Origin of the sequence: Stutzerimonas zhaodongensis (assembly GCF_003696365.1) — a bacterium.
In the GTDB taxonomy this organism is placed as follows: Bacteria; Pseudomonadota; Gammaproteobacteria; order Pseudomonadales; family Pseudomonadaceae; genus Stutzerimonas; species Stutzerimonas zhaodongensis.
On the sequence record NZ_RFFM01000002.1, the window covers coordinates 1064167 to 1089592 of the forward strand.

At 61.9% G+C, this 25426-nt stretch carries 21 protein-coding genes; 11 read left to right on the forward strand and 10 right to left on the reverse strand.

Annotation, left to right across the window (positions count from 1 at the left end):
- Positions 1-111: 111 nt before the first annotated feature.
- Complete coding sequence (locus EA797_RS13370; RefSeq protein ID WP_122165911.1) at positions 112-3597, reverse strand: indolepyruvate ferredoxin oxidoreductase family protein; 3486 nt, start codon at positions 3595-3597, stop codon at positions 112-114.
- A gap of 238 nt (positions 3598-3835) precedes the next feature.
- Here EA797_RS13370 and EA797_RS13375 point away from each other — a divergent pair, with 238 nt between their 5' ends.
- The gene (locus tag EA797_RS13375) at positions 3836-4303 is read left to right on the forward strand and encodes an Lrp/AsnC family transcriptional regulator (protein ID WP_122165913.1); all 468 of its coding nucleotides are present in this window, start codon (positions 3836-3838) and stop codon (positions 4301-4303) included.
- A 99-nt stretch (positions 4304-4402) separates the two neighbouring features.
- On the opposite strand, the gene EA797_RS13380 is transcribed toward EA797_RS13375, so the two are convergent.
- From EA797_RS13380 to EA797_RS13400, 4 genes are all read right to left on the reverse strand, one after another.
- Positions 4403-6508, reverse strand: coding sequence for a methyl-accepting chemotaxis protein (locus EA797_RS13380; protein ID WP_122165915.1), 2106 nt, complete (start codon positions 6506-6508; stop codon positions 4403-4405).
- Positions 6509-6665: 157 nt separating this feature from the next.
- Positions 6666-7100, reverse strand: coding sequence for a DUF192 domain-containing protein (locus tag EA797_RS13385; RefSeq protein ID WP_208644443.1), 435 nt, complete (start codon positions 7098-7100; stop codon positions 6666-6668).
- Between the two features lie 69 nt (positions 7101-7169).
- Positions 7170-7946, reverse strand: a complete 777-nt coding sequence (locus EA797_RS13390) for a DNA-formamidopyrimidine glycosylase family protein (RefSeq protein ID WP_122165917.1) — start codon at positions 7944-7946, stop codon at positions 7170-7172.
- 308 nt (positions 7947-8254) lie between these two features.
- Positions 8255-9136, reverse strand: a complete 882-nt coding sequence (locus tag EA797_RS13400) for a pseudouridine synthase (RefSeq protein WP_167468814.1) — start codon at positions 9134-9136, stop codon at positions 8255-8257.
- A 141-nt stretch (positions 9137-9277) separates the two neighbouring features.
- On the opposite strand from EA797_RS13400, the gene EA797_RS13405 reads away from it, so the two are divergent.
- Both EA797_RS13405 and EA797_RS13410 read left to right on the forward strand, forming a co-directional pair.
- Positions 9278-10081 carry a DUF899 domain-containing protein gene (locus tag EA797_RS13405; RefSeq protein WP_122165921.1) on the forward strand — a complete coding sequence of 268 codons (804 nt, stop codon included), beginning with the start codon at positions 9278-9280 and terminating at the stop codon, positions 10079-10081.
- Positions 10082-10181: 100 nt separating this feature from the next.
- Complete coding sequence (locus EA797_RS13410; protein WP_122165923.1) at positions 10182-11987, forward strand: thiamine pyrophosphate-requiring protein; 1806 nt, start codon at positions 10182-10184, stop codon at positions 11985-11987.
- Between the two features lie 76 nt (positions 11988-12063).
- On the opposite strand, the gene EA797_RS13415 is transcribed toward EA797_RS13410, so the two are convergent.
- Both EA797_RS13415 and EA797_RS13420 read right to left on the reverse strand, forming a co-directional pair.
- On the reverse strand, positions 12064-12330 hold the full coding sequence (locus EA797_RS13415) for a PepSY domain-containing protein (protein ID WP_122165925.1): 267 nt from the start codon (positions 12328-12330) through the stop codon (positions 12064-12066).
- A gap of 117 nt (positions 12331-12447) precedes the next feature.
- Entirely contained in the window at positions 12448-12807 is a 360-nt protein-coding gene (locus EA797_RS13420) for a copper-binding protein (RefSeq protein WP_122165926.1), read from the reverse strand.
- Between the two features lie 160 nt (positions 12808-12967).
- Between EA797_RS13420 and EA797_RS13425 the strand changes: the two genes are divergently transcribed.
- Genes EA797_RS13425 through EA797_RS13440 form a run of 4 tightly spaced genes read left to right on the forward strand, consistent with a single transcriptional unit; the run spans position 12968 to position 15571 of the window.
- Entirely contained in the window at positions 12968-13276 is a 309-nt protein-coding gene (locus EA797_RS13425; RefSeq protein ID WP_122165928.1) for a PepSY domain-containing protein, read from the forward strand.
- Positions 13276-13581 carry a PepSY domain-containing protein gene (locus EA797_RS13430; RefSeq protein WP_122165930.1) on the forward strand — a complete coding sequence of 102 codons (306 nt, stop codon included), beginning with the start codon at positions 13276-13278 and terminating at the stop codon, positions 13579-13581. Before EA797_RS13425 ends, EA797_RS13430 begins: the two co-directional genes overlap by 1 nt.
- On the forward strand, positions 13581-14246 hold the full coding sequence (locus EA797_RS13435) for a response regulator transcription factor (RefSeq protein WP_122165932.1): 666 nt from the start codon (positions 13581-13583) through the stop codon (positions 14244-14246). The genes EA797_RS13430 and EA797_RS13435 overlap by 1 nt, the downstream gene beginning before the upstream one ends.
- A complete protein-coding gene (locus tag EA797_RS13440) occupies positions 14243-15571 on the forward strand; it encodes a sensor histidine kinase (RefSeq protein ID WP_122165934.1) in 1329 nt (442 codons plus the stop codon). Before EA797_RS13435 ends, EA797_RS13440 begins: the two co-directional genes overlap by 4 nt.
- A 34-nt stretch (positions 15572-15605) precedes the next feature.
- Here the strand turns inward: EA797_RS13440 and EA797_RS13445 are convergent, their stop codons facing one another.
- Positions 15606-15821 (reverse strand): hypothetical protein, encoded by a 216-nt coding sequence (locus EA797_RS13445; protein WP_122165936.1) that lies wholly within the window; start codon positions 15819-15821, stop codon positions 15606-15608.
- A gap of 333 nt (positions 15822-16154) precedes the next feature.
- Here EA797_RS13445 and EA797_RS13450 point away from each other — a divergent pair, with 333 nt between their 5' ends.
- The 3 genes from EA797_RS13450 (at position 16155) to EA797_RS13465 (ending at position 22991) form a co-directional block, all read left to right on the forward strand.
- Entirely contained in the window at positions 16155-17027 is an 873-nt protein-coding gene (locus tag EA797_RS13450) for a helix-turn-helix transcriptional regulator (RefSeq protein ID WP_122165938.1), read from the forward strand.
- A gap of 1075 nt (positions 17028-18102) precedes the next feature.
- Positions 18103-19338 carry an exonuclease SbcCD subunit D C-terminal domain-containing protein gene (locus EA797_RS13460; protein ID WP_122165942.1) on the forward strand — a complete coding sequence of 412 codons (1236 nt, stop codon included), beginning with the start codon at positions 18103-18105 and terminating at the stop codon, positions 19336-19338.
- Positions 19335-22991: an AAA family ATPase gene (locus tag EA797_RS13465; RefSeq protein WP_122165944.1), complete on the forward strand. Its 3657-nt coding sequence runs from the start codon at positions 19335-19337 to the stop codon at positions 22989-22991. The genes EA797_RS13460 and EA797_RS13465 overlap by 4 nt, the downstream gene beginning before the upstream one ends.
- Before the next feature lie 47 nt (positions 22992-23038).
- Here the strand turns inward: EA797_RS13465 and EA797_RS13470 are convergent, their stop codons facing one another.
- Both EA797_RS13470 and EA797_RS13475 read right to left on the reverse strand, forming a co-directional pair.
- Positions 23039-23650, reverse strand: coding sequence for a superoxide dismutase (locus EA797_RS13470; RefSeq protein WP_122165946.1), 612 nt, complete (start codon positions 23648-23650; stop codon positions 23039-23041).
- 1 nt (position 23651) lies between these two features.
- Positions 23652-24113 carry a tetratricopeptide repeat protein gene (locus EA797_RS13475; RefSeq protein WP_122165948.1) on the reverse strand — a complete coding sequence of 154 codons (462 nt, stop codon included), beginning with the start codon at positions 24111-24113 and terminating at the stop codon, positions 23652-23654.
- 482 nt (positions 24114-24595) lie between these two features.
- On the opposite strand from EA797_RS13475, the gene EA797_RS13480 reads away from it, so the two are divergent.
- Positions 24596-25354 carry a phytanoyl-CoA dioxygenase family protein gene (locus EA797_RS13480; protein ID WP_122166336.1) on the forward strand — a complete coding sequence of 253 codons (759 nt, stop codon included), beginning with the start codon at positions 24596-24598 and terminating at the stop codon, positions 25352-25354.
- The last annotated feature ends 72 nt before the right edge of the window (positions 25355-25426 follow it).

A 25426-nucleotide genomic window follows, 5' to 3' on the forward strand; every position in this document is an offset into this window, starting at 1 on the left:
GTGGCCTGGCCCTAGGGTGGGCTTGAGCCCGCCATAAACCGTATTTCCCTGGGCCAAAGCGGAACGCGGTCGGTCCACCCTACGAACGTCGCGTAGCGCTTTGGAGGTGCCTCAGGCGGCCGGCTCGAACAACCGTACGGTCTGCACCTCGTCGCCACGGTTAAGCTGCTCCTTGAGCAACTTTTCCTGCTGACGAGCCTTGGCAATGGAGCGCTCCTTCACCGGGCCGTAGCCACGGATCAGCTCGGGTAGCGCAGCGATGGCCACAGCGGTGCGGTAGTTGGTCGGCTTGAGTTGCGCCAGCAGCCCTTCCAGGTTGCGCTCGTACTCGCTGATCAGTTCACGCTCGACACGGCGGTCATGGCCGTAGCCGAACACATCCAGAGGCGTCCCGCGCAGGAATTTCAGCTTTGCCAGCACGCCGAAGGCATTGAGCACCCAAGGGCCGAGCTCACGCTTGCGTGGCTCTCCAGTGGTGCTGTCGCGCTTGGCCAGCCAGGCAGGTGCCAGGTGGAACTGCAGCTTGTAGTCGCCTTCGAACTGCGCCTCGAGCTGTTGGCGGAACTCCGGCTCGCTGTATAGCCGCGCGACTTCGTACTCGTCCTTGTAGGCCAGCAACTTGAAGTAGTAGCGCGCAACAGCTTTCGAGAGTGCCAGGTCATCAGCGGTATCCACCGCGCGCACGCGCTCGACCATGGAGCGATAGCGTTTGGCATAGGCCGCGTTCTGGTACTTGGTGAGGAAGTCCACCCGCCAGTCCACGATCTCTTGCAGGGTCTGGCAAATTGGCCCGGCCAGGCTTGGCTCAGCCATTTCCACCGGCCGCGCCAGCTTCTCGACCGCCTCACGCTCCAGCACCGCACGGCGGCCCCAGCGGAACGCCTGCTGGTTCAGCTCCGCGGCAACGCCGTTGATGCTGATGGCCTTCTCGATGGCCTCGGAGGACAGCGGCAACAGACCTAGCTGATAGGCGTAGCCCAGCAGGAACAGGTTGGTGGCGATGCTATCGCCCAGCAGCCGGGTGGCCAGATGCGTCGCATCGACAAAGTGGGTCTTCTCGGCGCCCACCGCATCCATCAACGCCTCGCGCATGGCTTTGCCCGGCACCTGCGCATCAGGGTTGCGGGTGAATTCGGCGGTGGCCGACTCATGGCTGTTGATCACCGCATGGCTGATCTGATCGTTGAGACGGGTGAGCGAATCATCACCCGCCGCCACGATGAGGTCGCAGCCCAGCAGCAGGTCGGTCTCACCGGCGGCAATGCGCACGGCGTAGATGTCGTCCTGCTTGGCCGCGATGCGGATGTGCGTCACCACCGGGCCGAATTTCTGCGCCAGACCGGCCTGGTCGAGCACGGTGCAGCCCTTGCCTTCCAGATGCGCGGCCATGCCCAGCAGCGCGCCGAGCGTCGTGACGCCGCTGCCACCAACGCCGGGAATCAACACATTCCAGGGGCGATCGAGGGCTGGGCGCTGCGGCTCCGGCAGCTGGTCGCCGGCGATGCCACCGGCCATGGCCTTCGGCTTGCGCAGCCCGCCGCCATGGACGGTGACGAAGCTCGGGCAGAAGCCTTCGACGCATGAGAAGTCCTTGTTGCAGGCGTTCTGATCAATCTCGCGCTTGCGCCCCAGCTCTGTTTCCAGCGGCATGACCGCCAGACAGTTGGACTTCTCGCCACAGTCGCCGCAACCCTCGCACACGGCAGGGTTGATGAAGGCACGCTTGGCCGGATCTTCGAGCTTGCCGCGCTTGCGCCGACGGCGCTTCTCGGTGGCGCAGGTCTGGTCATAGATGATCACCGAAACGCCCTTGAACTCACGCAACTCCCGCTGCACGGCGTCCAGCTCGCGGCGATGGTGGAAGCTGGTGATGGACGAGAAGGTCTCACGGGTCGGGTATTTGTCCGGCTCGTCGCTGACCAGTGCGATGCGTTTCACGCCTTCATCGGCGATCTGCCGGCTGAGCTGATCGACGCGCAATTCCCCATCGATGGGCTGGCCACCGGTCATGGCCACCGCGTCGTTGTAGAGGATCTTGAAAGTGATGTTCACACCGGCCGCCACAGCGGCGCGTACCGCAAGGCTGCCGGAATGGAAATAGGTGCCATCGCCCAGATTCTGGAACATGTGCGGCGTTTCGGTGAAAGGCGCCTGACCAATCCAGTTGACGCCCTCCCCGCCCATCTGGGTGAAGGTTTCGGTGCGCCGGTCCATCCACTGCACCATGTAGTGACAGCCGATGCCGGCCGAGGCGCGGCTGCCCTCGGGCACCTTGGTGGAGCTGTTGTGCGGGCAGCCCGAGCAGTAATGCGGGGTGCGTACAGTGTCGTAGCTGCGTGCGGCCAGGGCTTTTTCCTTGGCGGAAAGAAACGCCAGCCGTGCCTGGATGCTGTCGCTGGTATAGATCGGTGCAAGGCGTTTGGCGATCACGCGGGCGATCATCGCCGGCGTCAGTTCTGAGAGGTTAGGCAGCAGCGAATTGCCCTGTTCGTCGAACTCGCCGACCACCCGTGGCCGCTTGCTCACCGGCCAGTTGTAGAGCTGCCCGGTTAGTTGGTCTTCGAGAATGCTGCGCTTTTCCTCGACAACCAGAATCTCGTCCAGACCCTGTGCGAACTCGTGTACCGAGACCGGCTCCAGTGGCCAGCTCATGCCGACTTTTAGCACCCGCAAGCCGACCGAGGCGCACAAGGCTTCGTCGAGGCCGAGATCATCGAGTGCCTGACGCACGTCGAGGTAGCTCTTGCCAGTCGTGATGATGCCCAGACGCGGGTTCGGTGAATCGAGCATCACCTGGTTCAGGTTGTTGGCGCGGGCAAAGGCGCGGGCGGCGTAGATCTTGTAGAGGTTGAGGCGCTTTTCCTGCGCCAGCGGCGGGTCCGGCCAACGGATGTGCACACCGTCTTCCGGCAGTTCGAAATCATCGGGAATGCGCGTCTTGACCCGAAGTGGATCGACTTCCACCACGGCGGATGAATCGACGTTCTCGGCGATGGTCTTGAGCGCCACCCAGCAACCGGAGTAGCGCGACAGCTCCCAGCCGATGATGCCGTAGTCGAGGATTTCCTGGACGTTGGCAGGGTTGAGCACCGGGATAGAGGCGGCAATGAACGCATGCTCGCTCTGATGCGGCAGCGTCGAGGACTTGCACCCGTGATCGTCACCGGCCAGCAGCAACACGCCGCCATGGGGCGATACGCCCGCAGCGTTGCCATGTTTGAAGACGTCGCCGGAGCGGTCGACCCCCGGACCCTTGCCATACCACATGGCGAAAACGCCGTCGTACTTGGCACCGGGGAAAAGGTTGGTCTGCTGACTGCCCCAGACCGCCGTCGCCGCCAGTTCCTCGTTGAGGCCCGGCTGGAAATGGATGGCGTTCTGCTTGAGGAAATCGCGCGCGTCCCAGAGGCTCTTGTCCAGATTGCCCAGCGGCGAGCCGCGGTAGCCTGAGATGAAGCAACCGGTGTTCAGGTTCTGAGCCTGGTCGCGCTGATGCTGCAGCATGGGCAGGCGGGTCAGCGCCTGGGTGCCGGTGAGGTACAGATGTCCGGTTGCGAGCCGGTACTTGTCATCCAGGCGGATCTCGGCCAATGACATGTGGCGCTCCTGTTTGTTTTTATCGGAGTCTGGATAGCGTCTTGAGCTATCCGCCTAACAGTCGTGGGCGGCCGCACGGTAAGCCGTCCCACGCCAGCGAGCGACAGGGGATCACCCCACCGTTGCGCGTTGGATAAGAGTTTGGCTGTGACAGGGAGCGATTTTCTTTCTACTTTTGCGGTACAAGCGCAATCGCGTGCATGATCCATCCACTAACAACAACAAAAAGAGCACAACCATGCAGACTCCGCTGAGCAGCATCGACCGCAAGATTTTGCTGCTGCTGCAACACAATGCCGACCTGTCCGCTGCCGAGATCGCAGAAAAGGTCGAGTTGTCGCAATCGCCGTGCTGGCGCCGCATCAACCGCATGCAGGAGGAAGGGCTGATCGAGCGCAAGGTCGCCCTGCTCAATCCCAAGAAGCTCGGGCTGAACATGACGGTGTTCGTCAACATCAAGCTCTCCGCTCACGGGCGCAGCAACCTGGATGAATTCGAGCGCGCCGTTGTCGGTTACCCCGAAGTGCTGGAATGCCACACCATGGCCGGTGAATCGGACTACCTGCTCAAAGTGGTGGCCAAGGACATCGACACCTATGAACGCTTCCTGCGCGACCAATTGCTGCAACGCCCTCACGTGCAGGAGGCGCATTCCCATATCGCGATGAGCGAAGTGAAACGGACGACAGAATTGCCGCTGGATTGAATCGCCGGCGATGGACGCGATGAGCCTAGCGAGCACCCTGTAGCCCTGAGACGTCTCAGGGGCTTTGGCGCGGCAATGATAACCGCGCCTAACAGTACGCTAGACCTTGAACTGGCTGACCAAGCTGCGCTGTTGTTCGGCCATTTGAGTGAGCTGCTCGCTGGCTCGTGAGGCCTTGTCTGCGCCGTCGGCCACTTCGGACGCCACCATGCCAATGGTGGTGACGTTGCGATTGATGTCTTCGGCGACCGCGCTTTGCTCCTCGGCTGCGCTGGCGATCTGCGCGTTCAGCTCGTTGATTACCGAGATGGCCTCCGTTATCTCAGCCAGCGCACCAACCGTCTCAGACGACCGTTTAACACTGACCTGCGCCTTGTCCTGGCTGTTTTGCATGACCTTGACGACTTCCAGCGTGTCCTCCTGAAGGCCGTGGATCATTCCGTTTATTTCCTGCGTGGCCTGCTGGGTCTTCTGCGCCAGGTTGCGAACCTCGTCAGCAACAACGGCGAACCCGCGCCCCTGATCCCCGGCCCTCGCCGCTTCGATTGCGGCGTTTAGCGCAAGCAGATTGGTTTGTTCGGCAATACTCCTGATGCTCGTAACGATAGCGGTGATGGCCTCGCTATTCCTGGCCAGCGATCCAACACTGCTAACCGCCAGGTTGATCTCTTCAGCCAACTCGACAATGGCTTTCGTGGAGTTCTGAACAATGCTCTTGCCAAGGGCGGCTGACTCGTCCGCACGCAAAGCCGCCTCGGCTGCCTTGCTCGCGTTGGCGGCGACGTCCTGCGCGGTTGCCGACATTTCATGTATGGCGGTAGCTACCTGATCAATTTCGACTTGTTGCCGCTGAACACCTCGGTTCGTACTAATCGCGATCTCCGCCGTATGTCCCGATGCGTCGCTTACCTTTTCCACCGACGTGACGACGGCAGTGATCATCGTTTGCAGCTTGCTCAGGAAGAGGTTGAAGCTTTTGGCGATCGTGCCCAGCTCATCGGCACGGTCAACGTTTAATCGCTTGGTCAGATCCCCTTCCCCGCGGGCAATGTCGTTGAGCATTACGACCATTTGCTTCAACGGCCGAGCGATACCCAAGCTTACGAACCAAAGGACGAGGAGCCCCAGCGAAGCTATGGCGAGCCCAACTGCCGCCATCCCGAACAGGTTGCTGTCGTGCTGAGTTTTGAGGTCGCTCTGCAACTTCATCGCATCGCGCATTGCGACCTCTAGAGGAATCTGGATGGACAGCTTCCATTTCGCAGACGTGTCGGCGACAGCGAACGGCAGCACCAGCTCTATCAGCCCTTTGCCAGGGTCAAGGCTGTAAGTGGTCTGTTCACTGCTGAGGTTTTTGTTCTGAATGTGCTTGCTGGCGATCTCACCGATCCTGGACGGATCGGCCGTGTAGGCGACTAGCGAGCCGTTCGTAGACACGATGGCCATGGTGCCCGCCCCGTCGTAAAGCGACTGGTTCGTGCTGGTAAGCATTTTCTGGATGAAGTCTACGGACAGGTCGGAACCTGCTATTCCATGAAACCTGCCCTCCAACAAGATCGGCGCTGTAAAAGACGCCATCATGATGGGTTTTCCAGCGATCTCGTAAACGTATGGGTCAGGCAGGCAAGCGATTTTGCTCTCTTTGGGGCACAGATAATATTCACCTTCGCGCACGCCGGTCTCCGAACGCTTTTCGCTTTCCATCCCAACGAGAAGGTCGTGCCCCAACGAGCCATCCTCATTCCGGAACCAGTACGGGATGAACCGGCCATTGGCGTCGTGTCCGTTCTCCCCTATGTACTGCGCATCGTCATCCGCAAAGCCATTTGGCTCGAATCCGTAATAGGCTCCCAGCAGCTCGGGATGCCTCTGCATGATGTCTTGCACGAGCCTGTTCAGGTCCGCCCGGGCCAACGGAAGCCTGCCTGCGCTTTGATCGCTGGCCTGCGCTCCCAGACTGGCGAGGCTTTTGGAAATATTCAGCGGGGCCTCAAGCTCTTTTTGGAGGCGCACCGCGCTGAACTGAGCGAGGGCCGTGACCCTTTGCTGGATAAGCTGCTCAAGCAGCTCTTGAGTACCATTAGCGGCCGCCGCTTGCTCACGCGAACCGGATATCAACGCATAGCTCACCAACGCGACCACGATGGCCAATATGCATGCCCCCGCGTACAGCATGATCGAGAACTGCATGGATTTAAGCTTCATTGCCGGGTCACCTTGAACTTGGATATCAAGGTATCGGCCACTGGGCTTTGCGGCATGAGGCGGGAGGTGACGAACGGAGCTTCGTTTGCGCGTATGGATTCGCAAAGCAGGCCTAGGCGTGGCGCAACCCAGGTTGCCAATGAGCAGCTATTTTCGGCTAACGCTCCGAGGGGATATCGGGAATTCCGAGCACCCGCTCGCCCACCTCGACCCCCTTTGCCTCGAACCAACCCTGGTTCATTTCCAGCGCATAGCGCGCCGGCCCTTGCGAGCAGCGGATCGAGGTGTCCAGAGGCTGCAGATCGATGATGTCAACGATGCGCCCCTGCTCGTCCATGAATGCGGCGGACAACGGCAGTGGCGTGTTCTTCATCCACAGGCAATGCCGGCGTAACTCATCGAAGCGAAACAGCATCCCGTGGTCGGCATGCATTTCGGTGCGCTCCATGAGCCCGCGCTCGCGCTCGTTCGGAGTACGAGCGTACTCAGCCTCGAGCCGAGCATCGCCGACCCGCAGTTCGAGTAGCGGCTCACTTGCATTGGCCATGGGCATCAAAACCAGGGCAACGAGTGGGAGCAACAGAATACGCATTGACGAGCAGGCCTCGGGACAGGACGCGGAACTGAGAAAAGTGGCGTAAAGCATATACCGCGGGCATCGCTACTCTTCAGCGACGGGTGCATTGACCGAAACCTTTTCGCTGTCGCCGTGGCGCTTCTGGCAGCGCTCACAGTAAAAGGCGCGGCGCTTGCTGCGACCCAGCGACTTGGCTTTGACGAAGGGGATCTTGCAGCGCGGGCACGTGGTTTTCGTATGCGCCAACCAGTTCGCCTTGAGCTTGCCCTCGCGCTTCCACCGCAGGAAATCGAAGCTGTAAACGCGCACTTCCTTGGCCAGCTCCCGCAACTTGGCCGCGGGTAGTTCGCCGATCAGCGAAAGCGGATGAATGCGAGTACGAAACAGCACCTCGTTCTTGATGATATTGCCCGAGCCGGAAAACAGCGTTTGGTCCAGCAGCGCATCGCAGGCCAGCAGGCGGGGTCGGGCGCGCAGTTTCTTCAGAACGGCGCGGCTGTCCCACGCGTCGCCCATGACGTCCGCGCTCCATTCGTAGGCCTCATCCAACGGGCCTTCGATGAACTGCACCGAGCACGCGTAGAAATTCAGCTCGCCGTTGGCAAAGCCCAAGCTCAGGCGCGGCGAGGACTGCTTGCGCTCATTGATCCGATAACTGCCAAACAGAAGCAGATGGATGCGCAGGGATACGTCGTCCAGCTCGATCAGAAAGTGTTTGCCCCAGCTGCGAAAGGACTGAACCGTCTGACCAACCAGCCTGGACTTGTCGAGCTTGCTGTTCCCCTCCGCACGCTCGACGGCCTTGCCGGTGAACGCGGCAACTTCTTCGCGAAGGATGACGATGGACGGACCTTCAGGCATGACGTCGCTGCTTCGGTGCGGGGATAGGAATATCGACTGGGACCTGACGAGAAGGTGCCGCGAGGGCGCGCAGTTATACGGGGCTCGGAGTCCTTGCATGCACCGCAACACTGGCGCGGAAGCAGATCGCCAGCAAGCTGGCTCCTACAAGAGCGGTGCGGTGGTCGTACGCACCAGCCTGGGCACGCCGAGGCGGGTTTACGGGTCGCCGATCCGGCGCTCTGCAATCCTGATTAGTCCCGTAGGGGCCAGCTTGCTGGCGATCCAGAAGCCAATGCACCCCACGAAGGGGGCGGAGTAACGCTGACCTACCAATTCAGCTGTAGGTGACTCTCGAACTGCCGTCTCTCGCCGGTCAGCGGATCGTTGAATTCCAGCCCACGTGCCAGCAGCTTGAGAGGCTTCGAATAATCGTCCTGATCACGCCGGCCGCGCTCGATCAGCTCAGGGTAGAAAGGGTCATTGCAGATACCGGCACCCAAGGTGGCCATCTGCAGGCGCAGCTGATGCTTGCGCCCGGTAATCGGATAAAGCGCATATCGCCAAAGCTCACAACGACGCTCGAGCACCTCGATGCGCGTCTCGCTATTGGCTTCGCCGTCGCCGCGCTTCATCAGGAAGAACGGCTCGCCGTCGATCATGTGCAGCCGCTCCACACGGGGAAATTCCAGCTCAGGCAGCGCAGGACAGATCGCTTCATAACGCTTGTCGATACGGCGCTCCCGGAACAGTGCCTGATAGCGCCCGCGACTCTCGGGATTGGTGGAAAACAGCACCAGCCCGGCCGTCAGCCTGTCGATGCGATGAATCGGCACCAGATCGGGATTCCCCACACGCTTGCTCAAGCGCGCCAGCAGCGTCTCGTTTACGTACTCGCCGGCCGGCATCACCGGCAGGAAGTGCGGTTTGTCGGCGATCAGCAGGTGGTCGTCCAGATGCAGCACGTCCTCCTCGAAAGGGATCGGCTTCTCGTCCGGCACCTCACGAAAGTAATGGACCTTCATCCCCACCTGATAAGGATGGTCGAGTGTCAGCGGCTGCCCGTCCGCGCCCAGCACACGGCCGCGGGCGAAACGGTCAAGCCAGATGGTCCGGTCGATCGCATGAAAATGCGCGCACAGGCAGTCGAGCACGGTGGCCCAGTGACCTTGAGGCAGATGCAGAGTGCTGCGGGCGTTGGGAGCGGGCATGGCGGGGATGCTGAAGGAAACGGCCGTTGATGATACCCGACTGAACGGCCCGCACCTCGCTGTCGATTTGTGCAAAAGCCAATCGACCATTGCTTGAATGCATCGGAATCCCGATGCGCGCCGCGCTACCGGAGGCCCACAGTGACGAACCACTCGATTGTTTCCCGCCAGCAATGGCTGGCCGCTCACGCCGAACATCTGGTCAAGGAAAAGCAGGTCACTCACCAGCGAGAAGCGCTTGCCGCCGCTCGCCGCGATCTGCCCTGGACACCGGTGGAGGAGGACTACCGATTTCAGGACGCACAGGGCACGGTGAGCCTGGACGACCTCTTCGAGGGCCGTAGCCAGCTGATCATCAAACACTTCATGTTCGGACCAGACTGGCAGGAAGGTTGCGTCGGCTGCTCGTTCGAGATGGACCATCTGCAGGGAACGCTGGTGCATCTGGCTAATCACGATGTCAGTGTCGTCGCGGTCTCGCGCGGGACCTTCGCAGCGCTCGATGCCTTTCGCAGGCGCATGGGCTGGAGCATTCGCTGGGTGTCTTCGGCGGGTAGTGATTTCAACCGTGACTTTCACGTGTCTTTCGATCCCGAGGACATCGTCGACGGCAAGGTCTTCCACAACTTCGCCTGGGAGCCGTTCGTCTGCGAAGAGTTATCGGGTTTTAGCGTGTTCTATCGCGACGAGGACGGGCGTATCTATCACACCTTTTCCGCCTATGGGCGTGGCGCCGAGGAGCTGCTGGGTAGCTATGTGCTTCTCGACATGACCCCTAACGGGCGCAACGAAAACGGCCCGAGGTACAACCTGACCGACTGGGTGCGCCACCACGATCGCTATGGCAGTGCGGACACCGTAGATGCAACCGGCCGCGCCAATCGAAGTGGATCGGCCACCAGCGAAGGCTGCTGTCATCAGGCAGAGACCCTGTCATCCGGCTGAAACCCGCGAACCCTGGCGGCAACGCCCGGTCCAGACTAATACACCAGGCGTACGGCAATCGTCGCCTGGGCTGCTTCCAGTCCAGACCAGGCGAAATCTCATGGCGATTACAGTTGGTGACTTCCTGATCGAACGCCTCTACCAATGGGGTGTTCGGCGCATTTACGGCTATCCGGGCGATGGCATCAATGGCGTGTTCGGCGCGCTAAACCGTGCCAATGAGAAAATCCGCTTCATTCAGGCGCGGCATGAGGAAATGGCTGCATTCATGGCCTCGGCCGATGCCAAGTTCAACGGCGGGCTGGGCGTGTGCATCGCCACCTCCGGCCCAGGCGCAACGCATCTGCTGACCGGTTTATACGACGCTCGCATGGACCACATGCCGGTGCTGGCGATCGCTGGCCAGCAGGCCCGTACTGCAATGGGCGCGCACTATCAGCAGGAGGTCGACCTGGCCTCGATGTTCAAGGACGTCGCGGGCGCGTTCGTCCAGCAAGCCAGCACGCCGGCGCAGGTACGCCATCTGGTGGACCGAGCGATACGCACCGCGCTGGGCCAGCGCACGGTTACTGCGATCATCCTGCCCAACGATCTGCAGGAGATGGAGTACAGCGACCCTCCGCGTACCCACGGGGCCGTATTGTCCGGAATTGGCTACACCCGACCGAAAGTAGTGCCCTACAACGATGACCTGATCCGTGCGGCCGAGGTGCTCAACGCCGGCGAGAAGGTGGCGATTCTGGTGGGTGCCGGCGCGCTGGACGCCACCGATGAGATCATCGCTGTCGCGCAGAAACTCGGCGCGGGCGTGGCCAAGGCGCTGCTGGGCAAGGCCGCCGTGCCGGATGACCTGCCATGGGTAACCGGGGCGATTGGTCTGCTCGGCACCGAGCCGAGCTACAAGATGATGAACGAGTGCGACACGCTGCTGATGGTCGGGTCGGGCTTCCCTTACTCCGAATTCCTTCCCGAAGAGGGCCAGGCGCGCGGCGTACAGATCGACCTCAAGGCGGACATGCTCAGCATCCGCTATCCAATGGAAGTGAACCTGCAAGGGGACTCGGCGGAAACCCTGCGAGCACTGCTGCCGCTGTTGCTGCACAAGGCAGATCGCGAATGGCGGGATCGCATCGAGAACTGGCGAGACGACTGGGACGAGACTCTGGTAGAGCGCGCCATGGTCTCGGCCGAGCCGATCAACCCGCAGCGAGTGGCGCTGGAGCTCTCGCCACGGCTGCCGGACATGAGCATCGTCACCAGCGACTCAGGCTCCTGCGCCAACTGGTATGCGCGTGACATCCGCCTGCGGCGCGGCATGTTGGGCTCGCTGTCCGGTGGGCTGGCATCCATGGGCGCGGCGGTGCCCTACGCCATTGCAGCCAAGTTCTGTCACCCGGAGCGCACGGTGGTGGCGATGGTGGGCGACGGTGCGATGCAGATGAACAACATGGCCGAACTGATCACGGTAGCCAAGTACTGGCAGGAATGGGAGAACCCGCAATGGATCTGCTGCGTGTTCAACAATGAGGATCTGAATCAGGTGACCTGGGAGCAACGGGTCATGGAGGGCGATCCGAAGTTCGAAGCGTCGCAAAACATCCCTAATGTGCCCTATCACCGCTTCGCCGAATCAATTGGGCTGGTAGGTATTTACGTCGACCGCGAGGATCAGGTCGTTGCCGCCTGGGAGCAAGCCTTTGCCGCGGACCGGCCCGTCTTGATCGAATTCAAGACCGACCCCAACGTGCCGCCTTTGCCGCCGCATCTGAAAATCGACCAGATCAAGAAATACGCCTCGACATTGTTGCAAGGCGACCCAGATCAGGCGGGCATCCTGGTGCAGTCGGCCAAGCAGATCTTCGCCAAGGTGATGCCGAACCGGAACAAGGACAAAGACGAGCAATAGGGATATACACAAGCAAGCGGGGCGGATCAGTAATGACCCGCCCCGCCTGGCAGCATGTGGTCGCCGCGCCGCTTGATCAGTCTTCCTTGTCGCGGGTCACTTCACCTGACTTGCCGTCGATCTTGAATTCCCAGACCTTTCCGTCTGCCTTCACGCCCTCGCCTTCCCAATAGTCGCCATCGGCTTCGATGGCGTGCAGGGCTGTATAGCCGGCAGCCTTGGCTTTCTCCACGGCCTGCTCCAGGGTGATCCAGTCAGCGCCTGGCTTGTCGGCCAGCGCAACGCCACTGGTCGCTCCAAGTACGGCAATGGCGAGGGCAGCAGTCAGTTTCTTGTGGTACATGAGTTCGATCCTTTTTGGCTGTAAATCGGAACGGGCCGCTTCGCAGCCCTTATAGATACGAGCCCAACGGCCAGGCGGAGGTTCACTCCGGACGCTCAAGCGCGGGCAATCAGCCTGTCACTGCTTGTCGATTGAGACGATGGCAGCCTGCTCGCCCTCGCTCTGAAAGCTGATCTGGACCGCGTCCCCCACGGACAAGCCTTCGAGCTGTTCACGCCTGGCCTGGAAATCCATGGTCGAGGCCGGCCATTTCAATGCCGGAACCGGCCCATGGGCAATGCTCACCAAGCCTCGTTGGAGATCCAGCGCTTCGATGGTACCGGTGGCCCGCATGACCGGCTCGGAGACCATTTCAGTCGCCGGCCCTCCGTCGATTTGTGCGGTGCCGGCGGGCGGCGCGGGCTTGAGCAGATCCTCAGCCACCACCGGCTGGCCGAGCAGCAGCAGACTCAAGGTAAAGCAGTGCAGCGTTTTCATAACGGACCCTCCCTGAAGGGTGGACGTACGCGTATTGGACAATGCCCTCGCGCCCTTTGCTGCGAGCCGGCGTTTTTAAGCCGCGCCGCCTCGTTCAGTTTCGCGTAAGCCATGCCTCGTAACCTGTGAAGCGTCGAAACCCACACAGGAAAACCAAACCATGAAAACACTGACTACGCTGATCACTGCCGCCACCCTCGCCCTCGGTGCCAACCTGGCCATGGCGCGCGACCTCGGCCCGGATGAAGCCTTGCAACTGCGTGACGCGGGCACCATTCAATCCTTCGAAAAGCTCAACGAAGCCGCATTGGCCAAGCACCCCGGTGCCAAGGTCGAGGAATCCGAGTTGGAGGAAGAATACGGCCGCTACATCTATCAGGTTGAATTGCGCGACGACAAAGGTGTGCAATGGGACATGGAGCTCGACGCCAAGACCGGCGAAGTACTCAAGGACCAACAGGATGACTGATGCGCGCCGCTACTCTTCTCACCATTCCACTGACGCTACTGCTCGCTGCCACCCCGGCAGCGAGCCGTGACCTCGATCAGGATGAAGCCCTGCGGCTGCGCCGCGAGGGCCTGATCCTGCCGCTCGAAACCCTGCTGCACAAGGCAATGGAGCGCCACCCCGGCGCCAGGTTTCTGGAGGCTGAACTGGAAGAGGAAGATGGCATCTATGTGTACGAAATCGAACTGATCACAGCCGACGGCGTTGCGCGTGAAATCGAACTGGACGCGCGCGATGGCCGCTTACTCAAAGACGAAGAAGACTGATGCGCCTGTTATTGGTCGAAGACAATGTGCCGCTTGCTGACGAACTGGTCGCCAGCCTTTCCCGTCAGGGCTACGCAACCGATTGGCTAGCAGATGGCCGGGATGCCGACTACCAGGGCAGCAGCGAACCCTATGACCTCATCGTTCTGGACCTTGGCCTGCCCGGTAAGCCGGGGCTCGACGTATTGCGCGACTGGCGCGCCCGCGGTCTGGCTACGCCTGTACTCATCCTGACCGCCCGAGACTCCTGGTCCGAACGCATCGAAGGGCTGAAAGCCGGCGCCGACGATTACCTGACCAAACCTTTCCATCCTGAAGAATTGCTGCTGCGCATTCAGGCGCTGCTAAGGCGCGCCCACGGCGTAGCCAATCAACCCCTGTTGCAGGTCGGCGGGCTAGCGCTCGACGAAGCACGCCAACACTGCCGCAAGGACGGCCAGGACGTTGAGCTGACTGCCGGCGAATTCCGCCTGCTGCGCTACTTCATGTTGCACCCTGGCCAACTCTTGTCGAAAACACAGCTCGCCGAGCATCTGTATGACGGCGAAACCGAGCGCGACTCGAATGTAATCGAAGTGCACGTCAATCGCCTGCGCGGAAAGCTCGGGCGCGAGCTGATCGAAACCCGCCGCGGCCAGGGTTACCGCTTCGGCGGCGCGGCTTGAAGTCGATCCAGCGCAGTCTCAGCCTGGGGCTGATCTGCGTCCTGCTGCTGGTCGGGCTGCTGCTGGTTCAGAGCAGCCTATGGCTGTTCGAGTCCGGCCTGCAGCGCAACCTGGCGACTGACCTGCGCGAAGAAACCGAAGGGTTGCTGACCGCTGTAGTGAGGGGTCCGGATGGCTTCAAGCTCGATACGAGCCGGCTCAACCCGCGCTACCAGCGTGCATTCTCAGGCCACTACTTCCGCATCGACCTGCCCGGACGAAGCTGGCGATCGCGCTCGCTATGGGACGCCGAGCCTGCCTGGCCCGAACGCAACGGCCTGGCCGACGATCTGCTGGACGGGCCGCAAGAGCAACGATTGCTCAGCTATCGCGCCGAATATCGACGCGACGGCCAGACCGTCACGATCACGGTCGCCCGCGACTACACCCCTATCCTCAAGAGCTTCGCCCAGGTTCGCCTCGGTGGGCTGGGCCTGGTCGGCCTGGCATTGCTGATATTCCTGCTGCTGCAGCGCTACGCCGTGACCCTCGCCATGCGCCCGCTCGAACGCGCGCGACAGCAGATCGCGCAGCTGCAGCAGGGCCAGCGCCAGCAGCTGGATATTCAGGTGCCGGTGGAGCTGCAGCCACTGGTAGAGCAGATCAACCACCTGCTCGCCCACACCGATGACACCCTCAAGCGCTCCCGCCACGCGCTGGGCAATCTCGGCCACGCGCTGAAAACCCCGCTGGCCGTACTCGGCAGCCTGACGTTGCGCGAAGAGCTGGGCGCACATCCAACACTTCAGGCAGGGCTGCGCGAACAACTCGAGCAGATCCAGCAACGTGTATCCCGCGAACTCGGCCGGGCCCGCCTGGCCGGTGAAGTGCTGCCAGGCTCCTACTTCGAATGCGCCGAAGAACTCGCCCCGCTGTTTGAAACACTGCAGATGATCCACCGCCGCGATCTCGATCTGCAGTGGCAAACCCACGATGGTTGCCGCCTGCCCTGGGACCGGGAAGACATGCTCGAACTGCTTGGCAATCTGCTGGACAACGCCTGCAAATTCGCGCGTTCCAAGGTGTTGCTAAGCATCGATCAGGAGGCAGACGGCTTCGTCATTCAGGTTGAGGATGACGGCCCCGGCATTCCCGAAGATCGGCGCGAAGCAGTGCTGGAGCGTGGCACGCGCCTCGATGAGCGAGCCGAGGGGCACGGCTTGGGGCTGGGCATTGTGCGGGACATTCTTGCCGCCTGGAGCGGCGAGCTCTGGCTTGAGCAAAGTTCGCTTGGCGGATTGCGCGCACGGATCTATCTACCGATGCATAAACGCCGGGCGGGATGATCGATGGATGGATGCTGCGGATAACGCGGAGAAATTACTGTGAGCGGGCCAGCTCGTTACGCATGTCTTCCAAAATCGTTTCCACCAGCAGACCGTTCTGCACATGCTGGCCGGACACCATACGCGTGGCTTCGGTGCCATTGATGGGATAACCGACACGGACGACCAGATAGCCGTCATCTTGAGGCTCGACTCGGGTTTTGTAGTCCGCCGGGAAGTTATCGGCGAGGTGGCGCGACAAGGTTTTCATAGGTGCCTCTTGCACATGGTCTGACACAAAGACCCGGCGAAGCACTCGGAGATTCCATCCACTCATCGGATGACTGTTCTCAATACAAAAAACTGTCATGCAATGAGGGGTGGCGTCGTTCTATTTACCTTCATTTTTTCCGTATGCCAGCCAGGCAAGCAAACCCATTCCGGCAAAGGCCGTTAGGGAAAAAATAAGCGCATTCAGTAACAGGCTCATCGTGAATTTCCTCGTTCTGCTCGCTTGAAGTACACCCCGAATATATGTAGCTTCTGGCGACACGTCGAGTCACCCGATAGTCGCGTGTAAAGTTTTCCAGCAGATGAGGCCACCATGAAACGCAAACAATCGATCAGCCAGATCCGCTGGGACCTGGCTTTGCGGTATCGCCTGATCGAGACAATTGCCTGGTGGGAGGGCCGTCTGACCACGGGCCATCTGATGCAGAGCTTTGGCATCAGTCGGCAGCAGGCCTCCAAGGACATCAACACCTACCTGAGTGAGCACGCGCCGAAAAACCTTACATATGACCGTCAGCTGAAGGGCTACAAGCCGAGCAAAGCGTTCGAGCCATTGTTCATCGACGGCAGTGCCAGCGCCTACCTGCATCTGTTGGACCAGAACCGCGACCGCGCCCCGCATATCGAAGGCCTGGCGCTGGCATATGCCCACACCGAAGTGCTTCACATGCCCGACCGCAGCATCTGTCCCGAGGTGTTGCGTCCGATCCTGAAGGCCTGCCGCGAAGGGCTGCGACTGGAAGCCGAATACGTCTCGCTCGCCCACCCGGACGTCGAGATCCGCGTGATGGCCCCGCACACCCTGGTGTTCACCGGCACGCGCTGGCATGTGCGCGCCTACTGCGAGAAGAACCGCGGTTTTCGCGACTTCGTCCTCAGCCGGTTTCGCGGCGAGCCAGATCTGATGGACGAAAGCGACAACACCCAGGAAACGGACGAGGCCTGGAACACTCCAGTGGACGTGATCATCGAGCCTGATGTGCGGCTGACAACAGAACAGAAAGCGATCATCGAAAGCGATTACGGGATGCAGGATGGCGAGCTGCGCATCGCCACTCGTGGCGCGCTGGTGCAGTACGTGCTGCAGCGGTATCAGATTGATCCGAATACGGTGCTGGCCAATCCGGCAGCGCAGCAGATTCAGGTGAGGAATCTGCAGGGGTTGAAGGGGTGGTTGTACGCATGACCATTCCCTACGGCCGCCGCCCCTGTAGGGGCGAATTCATACGCCCACCCTCCTCCATTAGGCCGATTGCGAGTGAAGCGCCTGTTGATTGGGCGACGCACTGGCCCGTCGCTTTTCGTAGGAGCGGAGGAGGACGCCGAGTTCTTGCTCGCGATCAGGCGTTGGAGGCACAACCAGATTTGGCAGACAAAGCGCTTAAGATGGCCCTAACGTCAGGTTTCGCCCTGCTGGGCGGGTCCCTTTTGGCAGTTGCCCCAAAAGGAACCAAAAAGTCTTGCCCCTGCATCCGGATCTCGCTGCGCTCGACTCCCCTCATTCCATCCACACTCCGGGGGCCGGCGTACAAGGGCCATCCCTGGCTCTTTACGCCTCTCGCGGCATCCATGCCGCTCGCTCCCCTCCGCGCGAATTCCATTCGGCCTCCTGAAAGGGGCGTTTGGCGTCGTCTGATGGTTCGTCTGTCGACAAAGAAGCAAAGGCCACTTGTTACGCTTTTTGAGGGTTGCGAGGCGACTAGGACTCAATCCCTTTTTAGCTTCGTAGGGTTGAAAACTACGAAGCATTTTCCACCGGGATCGACACGGGAACCGGAAGCTATCTGCGGCCGAGAAAAGCACTGGGCAAGTTTCGCGTTACCCACTCTACAGATAGCTGGTTTTACCGCTTCGGTGCACGGGCCATCAGACGCCACCAAATCGCCCCTTTCAGGAGGCCGAGCGCAGGTGGGGTGGAATGGGATGAGCGGCATGGATGCCGCGAGAGCCGCGCTGGGCCATGGATGGCCCGTCGCGGCGGGCCCCTGGAACGTCACCGGAACGAGGGAACCCCGGCGCAGCCGGGGCCGGATGCAGGGGCAAGCGTTTTTGCTTACTTTTTCCGCGCCTGGAAAAAGTGAGTCGCCCAGCAGGGCGAAACCAATGCCCCAGCCTATCCCGCCAATAGGCGATACCTCAGGAAGCAAAAGCCAAAACGCTTCCCGTGGGAGCACTACGCGTACTGCTCCACGCCTTCAGCCAGACCTCGCACCCCTAGCGCGCCGGCAGACGCCCAACCGCCATTACAAAAGACTCCTCGTATGCGCCTGATCCACACCTCCGACTGGCACCTCGGCCAGACCCTCCATGGCCAGGACCGCGACTACGAACACGCGCAGTTCCTCGCCTGGCTGCTCGACCAGCTCACCGCGCATCAACCGGACGCCCTGCTGATCGCAGGCGATATCTTCGACACGGTCAACCCGCCATTAAAAGCTCAGGAACGCCTCTACGACTTCATCGTCCGCGCCCACGAAAAGCTCCCGCAGCTGGACATCGTGATGATCGCCGGCAACCACGATTCGGGCGGGCGCATTGAGCTGCCCGGGCCGCTGATGCGGCGCCTCAACGCCCATGCCATCGGCCGCATCAGCTGGATCGCGGAAAATCAGCTCGACCACAGCCGCCTGCTGGTGCCTCTGCACGACGCCAAGGGCCAGGTTGCCGGCTGGTGCCTCGCCCTGCCCTTTCTGCGCCCGGCGGAAGTCACCGGCGGTGAGGCCGGTGAGGACTACATGGCCGGCATCCGTCACGTCCATCAGCACCTGATCGCCGCGGCCGAAGCGCAGCGCCAACCCGGCCAGGCGCTGATCGCCATGAGCCACGCGCATATGGCCGGCGGTGCAGTCTCTGAAGATTCGGAGCGCAACATCGTCATCGGCAATGCCGAGGCACTGCCGGCCAGCCTTTTCCCCGAGCCCATCGCCTACGTCGCCCTCGGCCATCTGCACAAGCCGCAGAAGGTCGCCGGCCAGGAGCGCATCCGCTACAGCGGCTCGCCGCTACCGCTGTCGTTTGGCGAGATCAACTACCCGCATCAGGTGTTGCTGGTCGATTTCGAGGGCGAAGGGCTCGCCAGCGCCGAGCCGCTGCCAGTCCCACGCGCCGTGGAGATGATCCGCATTGGCCGTGCGCCCCTGGCCGAGGTCATCACCAAGCTCGAAGCACTACCGCCGGTGGGCCTGTTCGCCGAGAACCTGCCCTGGCTGGAAGTGCGCGTGCAGCTCGACGAACCCCTTCCTGACCTGCGCCAGCGCATCCAAGCGGCCATCACTGGCAAGGCCTGCCGGCTGGTGCGCATCGCCAGCGAATACGCCGGCAAGCGCGGCGAGGCCGAATCGGAGGTGCTGCTCGGCCTTGACCAGATCACGCCGCAGGAGCTCTTCGCCCGTGCGTGGGAGGAACAGTTCGGCAACCCGCCGGACGAACAGGCGCTGGATGACTTTGCCAGCCTGCTGCAAAGCGTCGAGTTCGCCTGTGAAGGAGACGCCCGATGAAGATCCTCGCCATTCGCCTGAAGAACCTCGCCTCGCTGGCGGGTGAGCAGGCCATCGATTTCACTGCCGAACCCCTGGCCAGCGCCGGCCTGTTCGCCATCACCGGGCCTACAGGTGCCGGCAAGAGCACCATCCTCGATGCCTTGTGCCTGGCGCTGTTCGGCAGCACGCCGCGACTCGATGGTGCCTCGCTGCTGAGCAAGGTGCCAGACGGTAGCGACGAGATAGGCAGCGGTGACGAGCGCAACCTGCTGCGCCGCGGCTGCGGCAGCGGCTATGCGGAAGTGGATTTCGTCGGCGTGGACGGGCATCGCTACCGCGCCCGCTGGGAGGTCAAGCGCGCCCGCGAGAAGATCGATGGGCGCCTGCAAGCCAGCAGCCAAAGCCTTCAGGATCTGGATAACGGCCAGCTACTCGCCAGCGGCAAGAAGCGTGAGTTCAAGGAATTGCTCGAAGCCAAGCTCGGCCTGACCCTGCCGCAGTTCACCCGCGCTGTACTGCTGGCGCAGAGCGAGTTCTCGGCTTTTCTCAAAGCAGACGACAACGACCGCGGCACCCTTTTGGAAAAGCTCACCGACACCGGCCTCTACAGTCGCCTCGGTCAGGCCGCCTTCGAAGCAGCCAAGCGCGCCCGCGAGACGCTCACCGCCCTGCAACAGCAGGCCGGCGGCGTACAGCCCCTGGAGCCCGAAGCGCGCCAGGCGCTGGAGGTTCAGCACCAGACTCAAATGGCCGAGCTCAAAACGCTGCAGCAGCAGCTCGAGACGCTGAAACAACAGAGCCAATGGCTACAGGATCTGGCCCGTTTGCAAGGCGAACGCGACCAGGCCAGGCAGCAGCTGAGCGATGCGGAAACCGAGCACGAGAATCTGGCGGACGCCCGCCGCATTCTCGCGCTGTTCGAACTCCTGGCGCCGCAGCGCCATCGCTTCATTCGTGAGCAGGAACTGGCGCCGCAGCTGGCGAAGGTCGAAGACAACCTGGCTCGCCATAGCCGCGAGCACAGCGCAGTGCAGCAGCGGCTCGACGAGCTGGAACAACTTTGCAAGACATCGACCGAGGCATTGAAATCCGCCGAGCAAGCACTCAAAGCCGCCGAACCCAGGCTGGTCCAGGCGCGCCGCGAAGAGGAACGTCTAAGCCATCTGGTCAACGACCTGAGCGATGCGCGTCGGCAAGCCGAACACGCCGAAGCCGCGGGCAAAGCTGGCGAACAGATCCTCGCTCAGCTGCACCAGCAGCAGGAACTGACCACCGCACACCTGGCGACTCTGACCGACGACCTGGCCCGCAGCGCCGAGCTGCAACCGCTGTGCGCCGCCTGGAACGGCTACCGACCGCGCCTGCAACAGGCCGTGCAGATCGCGGCTCGCCTGCAGCAAGGCCGTCAGGAGCTTCCCGCCCTGGAAAGCGCTGCCAAGACTGCCGAGGCCGCGCAAATGCACGCACGCCAGGCGCTCGACGCGTTGCAAGCCGAAATTGGCGGTGAAACCGGCCTCGCTGAGCAGCTTGCTCAACTCAACGCGCAGCTGGAAGGTTGGCGCGAAGCCCAGCGCGAAGGTGAAAGCCTGCTGGGGCTCTGGTCCCGCCAGCAGCAACTGGCAAATCAGCAACAGGCATTGCTCGACGAGCAAAGCCGTCAGCAGCACGAACTCAACGCCCTGACGCAGGCCGGCAAACTCGCTCGAAGCGAGCGGGACGACGCGGAAAAGGCGCTCAAGGTGGTGCAAGCCCTGCTGGATCGCCAGCGCCTGGCACGCAGCGCCAATGTCGAAGCCTTGCGCGCGGCGCTCGCCCCGGGCGAGCCGTGCAGCGTCTGCGGCAGCCTCGAACATCCCTGGCATGACGGCAAGGCGTTGCTCGCCGCGCTTGACCAGGACGACGAGCGTGAAGCCGAGCAGGCCCAGCTGCAGCTGAAACGTCACGACGAAAAACTTCAGGCACTGCGCGACCAGCACATCGCCCTGACCACGGGCATCAAGCAGAACGGGCAGCGAAAGGCGGAAATCGCCGACGAGCTGGCGAAGCTGGACTCGCAACTGGCCGCCCTGTCCCTCTATGCCGAGCTGCTGAAGAAGCCGGAAGCGGAGCGCCAATCCTGGCTCGACGCCAGACTTGCCACGCTCAAAGCCGACATGACCACGGCCAACGCCCGACAGCGCGAACTGCTGGCGCTTCAGCAGCGCAGCGAAAACCTGCAGGGCGCTTGGCAGAGCGCACGTGAAGCCTGCGTCCAGGCGACTCAGACCCTCACTGGTCAGCGCGACGCCATCGCCCGCGACGAGGAACGGCTGGACGAAGAGCTGGCCGAATTCGCCAATCTGCTACCTGTCACGCTCCTGGGCCGTTGGCGTGAGGCGCCGGCCGAAACCTTCATGCAGCTCGACAGCCAGGTCGAGGCCCGGCGTCAGCAGATCGACCAGCAGACAGAACTCGGCGGAGAGAGACAGGAGCGCCAGAGCGCACTGGATCGCGAGCAGCTGCAACAGCAGCATCGTCTCGACCAGCTCAAGGCATGTGGGGCCCGCCTCACCGATCTTGAAAGCCGCGAGCTGGCCTGTCGCCAGAGCCTGCGTGACAGCCTGGGTGAGCAAGCCAACGCTCAAGGCTGGCAACAGCAGCTGGAGATCGCAATCCAGGCCGCCCGCCAGCAGCAAGCTGATATCGATCGGCAACTGAACGAGGCGCGCGTCGAGCTGACCCGGCTCGCCAGCGAGCAGCAGAACTGCGCCGGGCGCCGCGACGAGCTCCTTGCCGAACGCAAATCCCTCGGCGAAGACCTTGTCGCCTGGCGCGCCGCACACCCCGATCTGGACGATGCGACCCTGACCCAGTTGCTGCAACTGGACGACGCTTTGCTCGCCGAAGCCCGCGAGCGCCTGCGCGCCAACACCGAGCAGCTCGCCCGCAGCCGTGAACGGCTGGACGGCTGCACGCAGCGGCTGGCCACGCATCAGGCCGGGCAACCCGATGCACCGGACGGCGAAACCCTGAAACGGCAGTACGCCGAGCAGGAAATCAGCTGCAACGCGGCCGAGCAACGCAGCGCCGAGAGTCGCGCTGCGCTCCTTGACGATGACCGGCGGCGCAACCAGAGCCGGGCGCTGCTCCAGCAGATCGACGATGCGACGGCCGAAAGCCAGCGCTGGGGCCGCATCGCTGCCTTGATCGGCTCCAGCGATGGTGGTGCCTTCCGCAAGATCGCCCAGGCTTACAATCTCGATCTACTGGTGCAGCACGCCAACGTGCAGCTGCGCCAGCTGGCCCGGCGTTACCGGCTCAAGCGCGGCGGCAGCCCGTTGGGGCTGTTGGTGATGGATACGGAGATGGGCGACGAGCTGCGCTCGGTGCATTCGCTGTCGGGTGGAGAGACCTTCCTCGTCTCGCTGGCCCTGGCCCTGGGACTGGCCTCGATGGCATCGAGCAAGCTCAAGATCGAGTCGCTGTTCATCGACGAAGGCTTCGGCAGCCTCGATCCGGAATCCCTGCAGATCGCCATGGACGCCCTGGACTCGCTGCAGGCCCAAGGCCGTAAGGTCGCGGTGATTTCCCACGTGGCGGAAATGCACGAGCGCATTCCGGTGCAGATTCAGGTGCAGCGCATGGGCAATGGTCAGAGCGGATTGAGGATCATCGGCGCGGCGGGGTTGTAACCAAGTGAGCGGCACGGCACCGGATAACGGATGCCGTGCCTGCGTTGTCAGGCCAAGGCCGCCTGATAGCGCCGCTGCACTTCCGGCCAGTTGATCACTTGATAGAAGGCGTTGATGTATTCCGGCCGGCGGTTCTGGTAGCGCAGGTAGTAGGCGTGTTCCCAGACGTCCAATCCCAGAATCGGGGTATTGCCTTTCATCAACGGGCTGTCCTGGTTGCCGGTGTGTTCGACTACCAGTTTCTTGTCCGGCGTAACGCTAAGCCAGGCCCAGCCACTGCCGAAGCGCGACACGGCAGCTTTGGTGAAGGCTTCCTTGAACTTATCGAAGCCGCCTAGCTGCTCATCGATAGCCTTGGCGAGCTCGCCGTCCGGCGCACCTCCGGCATTGACCGCCATTACCGTCCAGAACAGCGAATGGTTGGCGTGCCCTCCGCCCTGATTGATCACTGCAGCATGTTTATCGGATGGCAGCTGCTGGATCATCGTCAGCAGTTGTTCTACCGGAATCTCAGCCCACTCTGTGCCTTCCAGCGCCGCGTTGAGGTTGTTGATGTAGGTCTGGTGGTGCTTGGTGTAGTGAATTTCCATCGTCTGGGCATCGATATGAGGCTCCAGCGCATCGTAGGCGTAAGGAAGATCGGGAAGCGTATGTGGCATGTCAGTGAACTCCGTGAGAGGGGCCTTCATGCAAGAGAGCCTGCTGTTGCAGCATGGATGCAGGCTGGTTGGCGCTGCGCCTGAGGACGCGGCGGATGCGCGGGGTGTCGCCATGGGCAGTGGTGAACTGGATAAGCTCGACGTAACTGTGGCGGCTGTGACGCAAACAGGCCTGGCGCAGCTCTTCTGTCATCCGCGGATCGACGAGGCATTGCAGGAGGTGTTCGTGAATGGCGCAGAGGTATTCAGCGCTCTCCTCCGGCTGCTTCAACCGCAGGTGCACGTCGGCAAGGTTGTGATGGGAAATCACGTAGGCCGCGACCGCTTCGTCAGCGTCATGCCAGCGCTCGAACAGGACTCGGCTGAGTGCCAAGGCCTGCAGGTAGTGCTCTCTGGCATCGATATATTCGCCTCGGCTGAAATATCCGTTGGCCAGTTCGATGATCCGTTTCCAGTGCTCCATGATGATTCTCCTTGAAGCGATGCTTCGTCGGATGGGAGATGCACAACGAGCAAGGCACAGCGAGAAAGAATGTGTCGCCCTTGCGATAATGAGTTTAATTATCATTTGCGCGTGACATGGACAAGCTTTCAGTCCATCGCACCGACGAACGTGCATGCGCGCAGAGCTGGTGCGAACAATCTGAAACGGGCTAGCGCGAGGGTCAGCGCTGGAGCGGAGCGGTTGGCAGAACGCCAGGAAAATTGGCCAAGAAAGATGAGCTCCAGGCCTGAAGATGCGGGAAATGAGCTGTAGAGAAAGCGAACCGGCAGACGCCGCTTGTGGCCACGCCGCCGAGATTCGCACGAGAGAGGGTGTCGCCGGCGCGCCGCTTGTGGCCGAACGCCTGCTGGGCCGATCTAGATCAACCGCGAGCCGGGCGAGCTTACGAACCGAAGCTTTCGCCAAGCTGTCGACCATGCATGCATCGCCGAGTCACCTTCATGAGCCGAGCCCGTACCACCGAGCAGCTGCACACCATGCACGAGCAAGGTTTCGTCCTGCTGCGCCAGATTTTGCAGCCGCAGCAGATCAAGGCCGTGCGCGCCGCTATCGATCGCCTTGAACCCGTCCATTGGGATTACCAAGGGCTGGTCGACGACCACTACAAGTGCGTGTTCAACCGTGATCCGTTCTGGCTGCAACTGCTCGATCCACCTGGCGTGATCGAGCTGGCCGAGGCCTGCCTCGGTAGGGATTGCCACGCCATCGGGCAGACTGCGTGGCGCAGCCATCCCGGCTTCGTCGGCGGTGAGCTGCATGCCGACTACCTAGCCATGGAGTTGCCGGAGCAATGGCTGCAAGATCCGGCTTTCGAATTGCCGATGCAGGTTTGCACCGCACATCTCTATCTCGACCGGATCGATGCCGACCTCTGCCCTACCCTGGTGATACCCGGCAGCCACCGAGCTGGCCGCAAACCACGTCCGGGTGAAACCCACTGGCAAGGTCGCGATCCGCAGCCGGTGCTCTGCGAGGCCGGTGACGTGCTGCTGTTTCGCAGCGACCTCTGGCACGCTGGCAGCCGAAACCGTACGGCCGACCGCAGCCGCTATCTGCTTCAGGTGCATTACGGGCGCCGGATGGTGGCGCAGAAGTTTTCGCCTTATCTGCAGTGGCACTTCAACCCGGAGGTAATCGCCGCCGCGACGCCTAGACAACGCCGGTTACTGGGAGAGCATGAGGCGTCCGAATACGACTGATCCGATTTCCGGGAGCAACCTGGTTACCGAGTGGCACATCCTCTGCATCGCCTTAGCCATCCAGCCGCAACG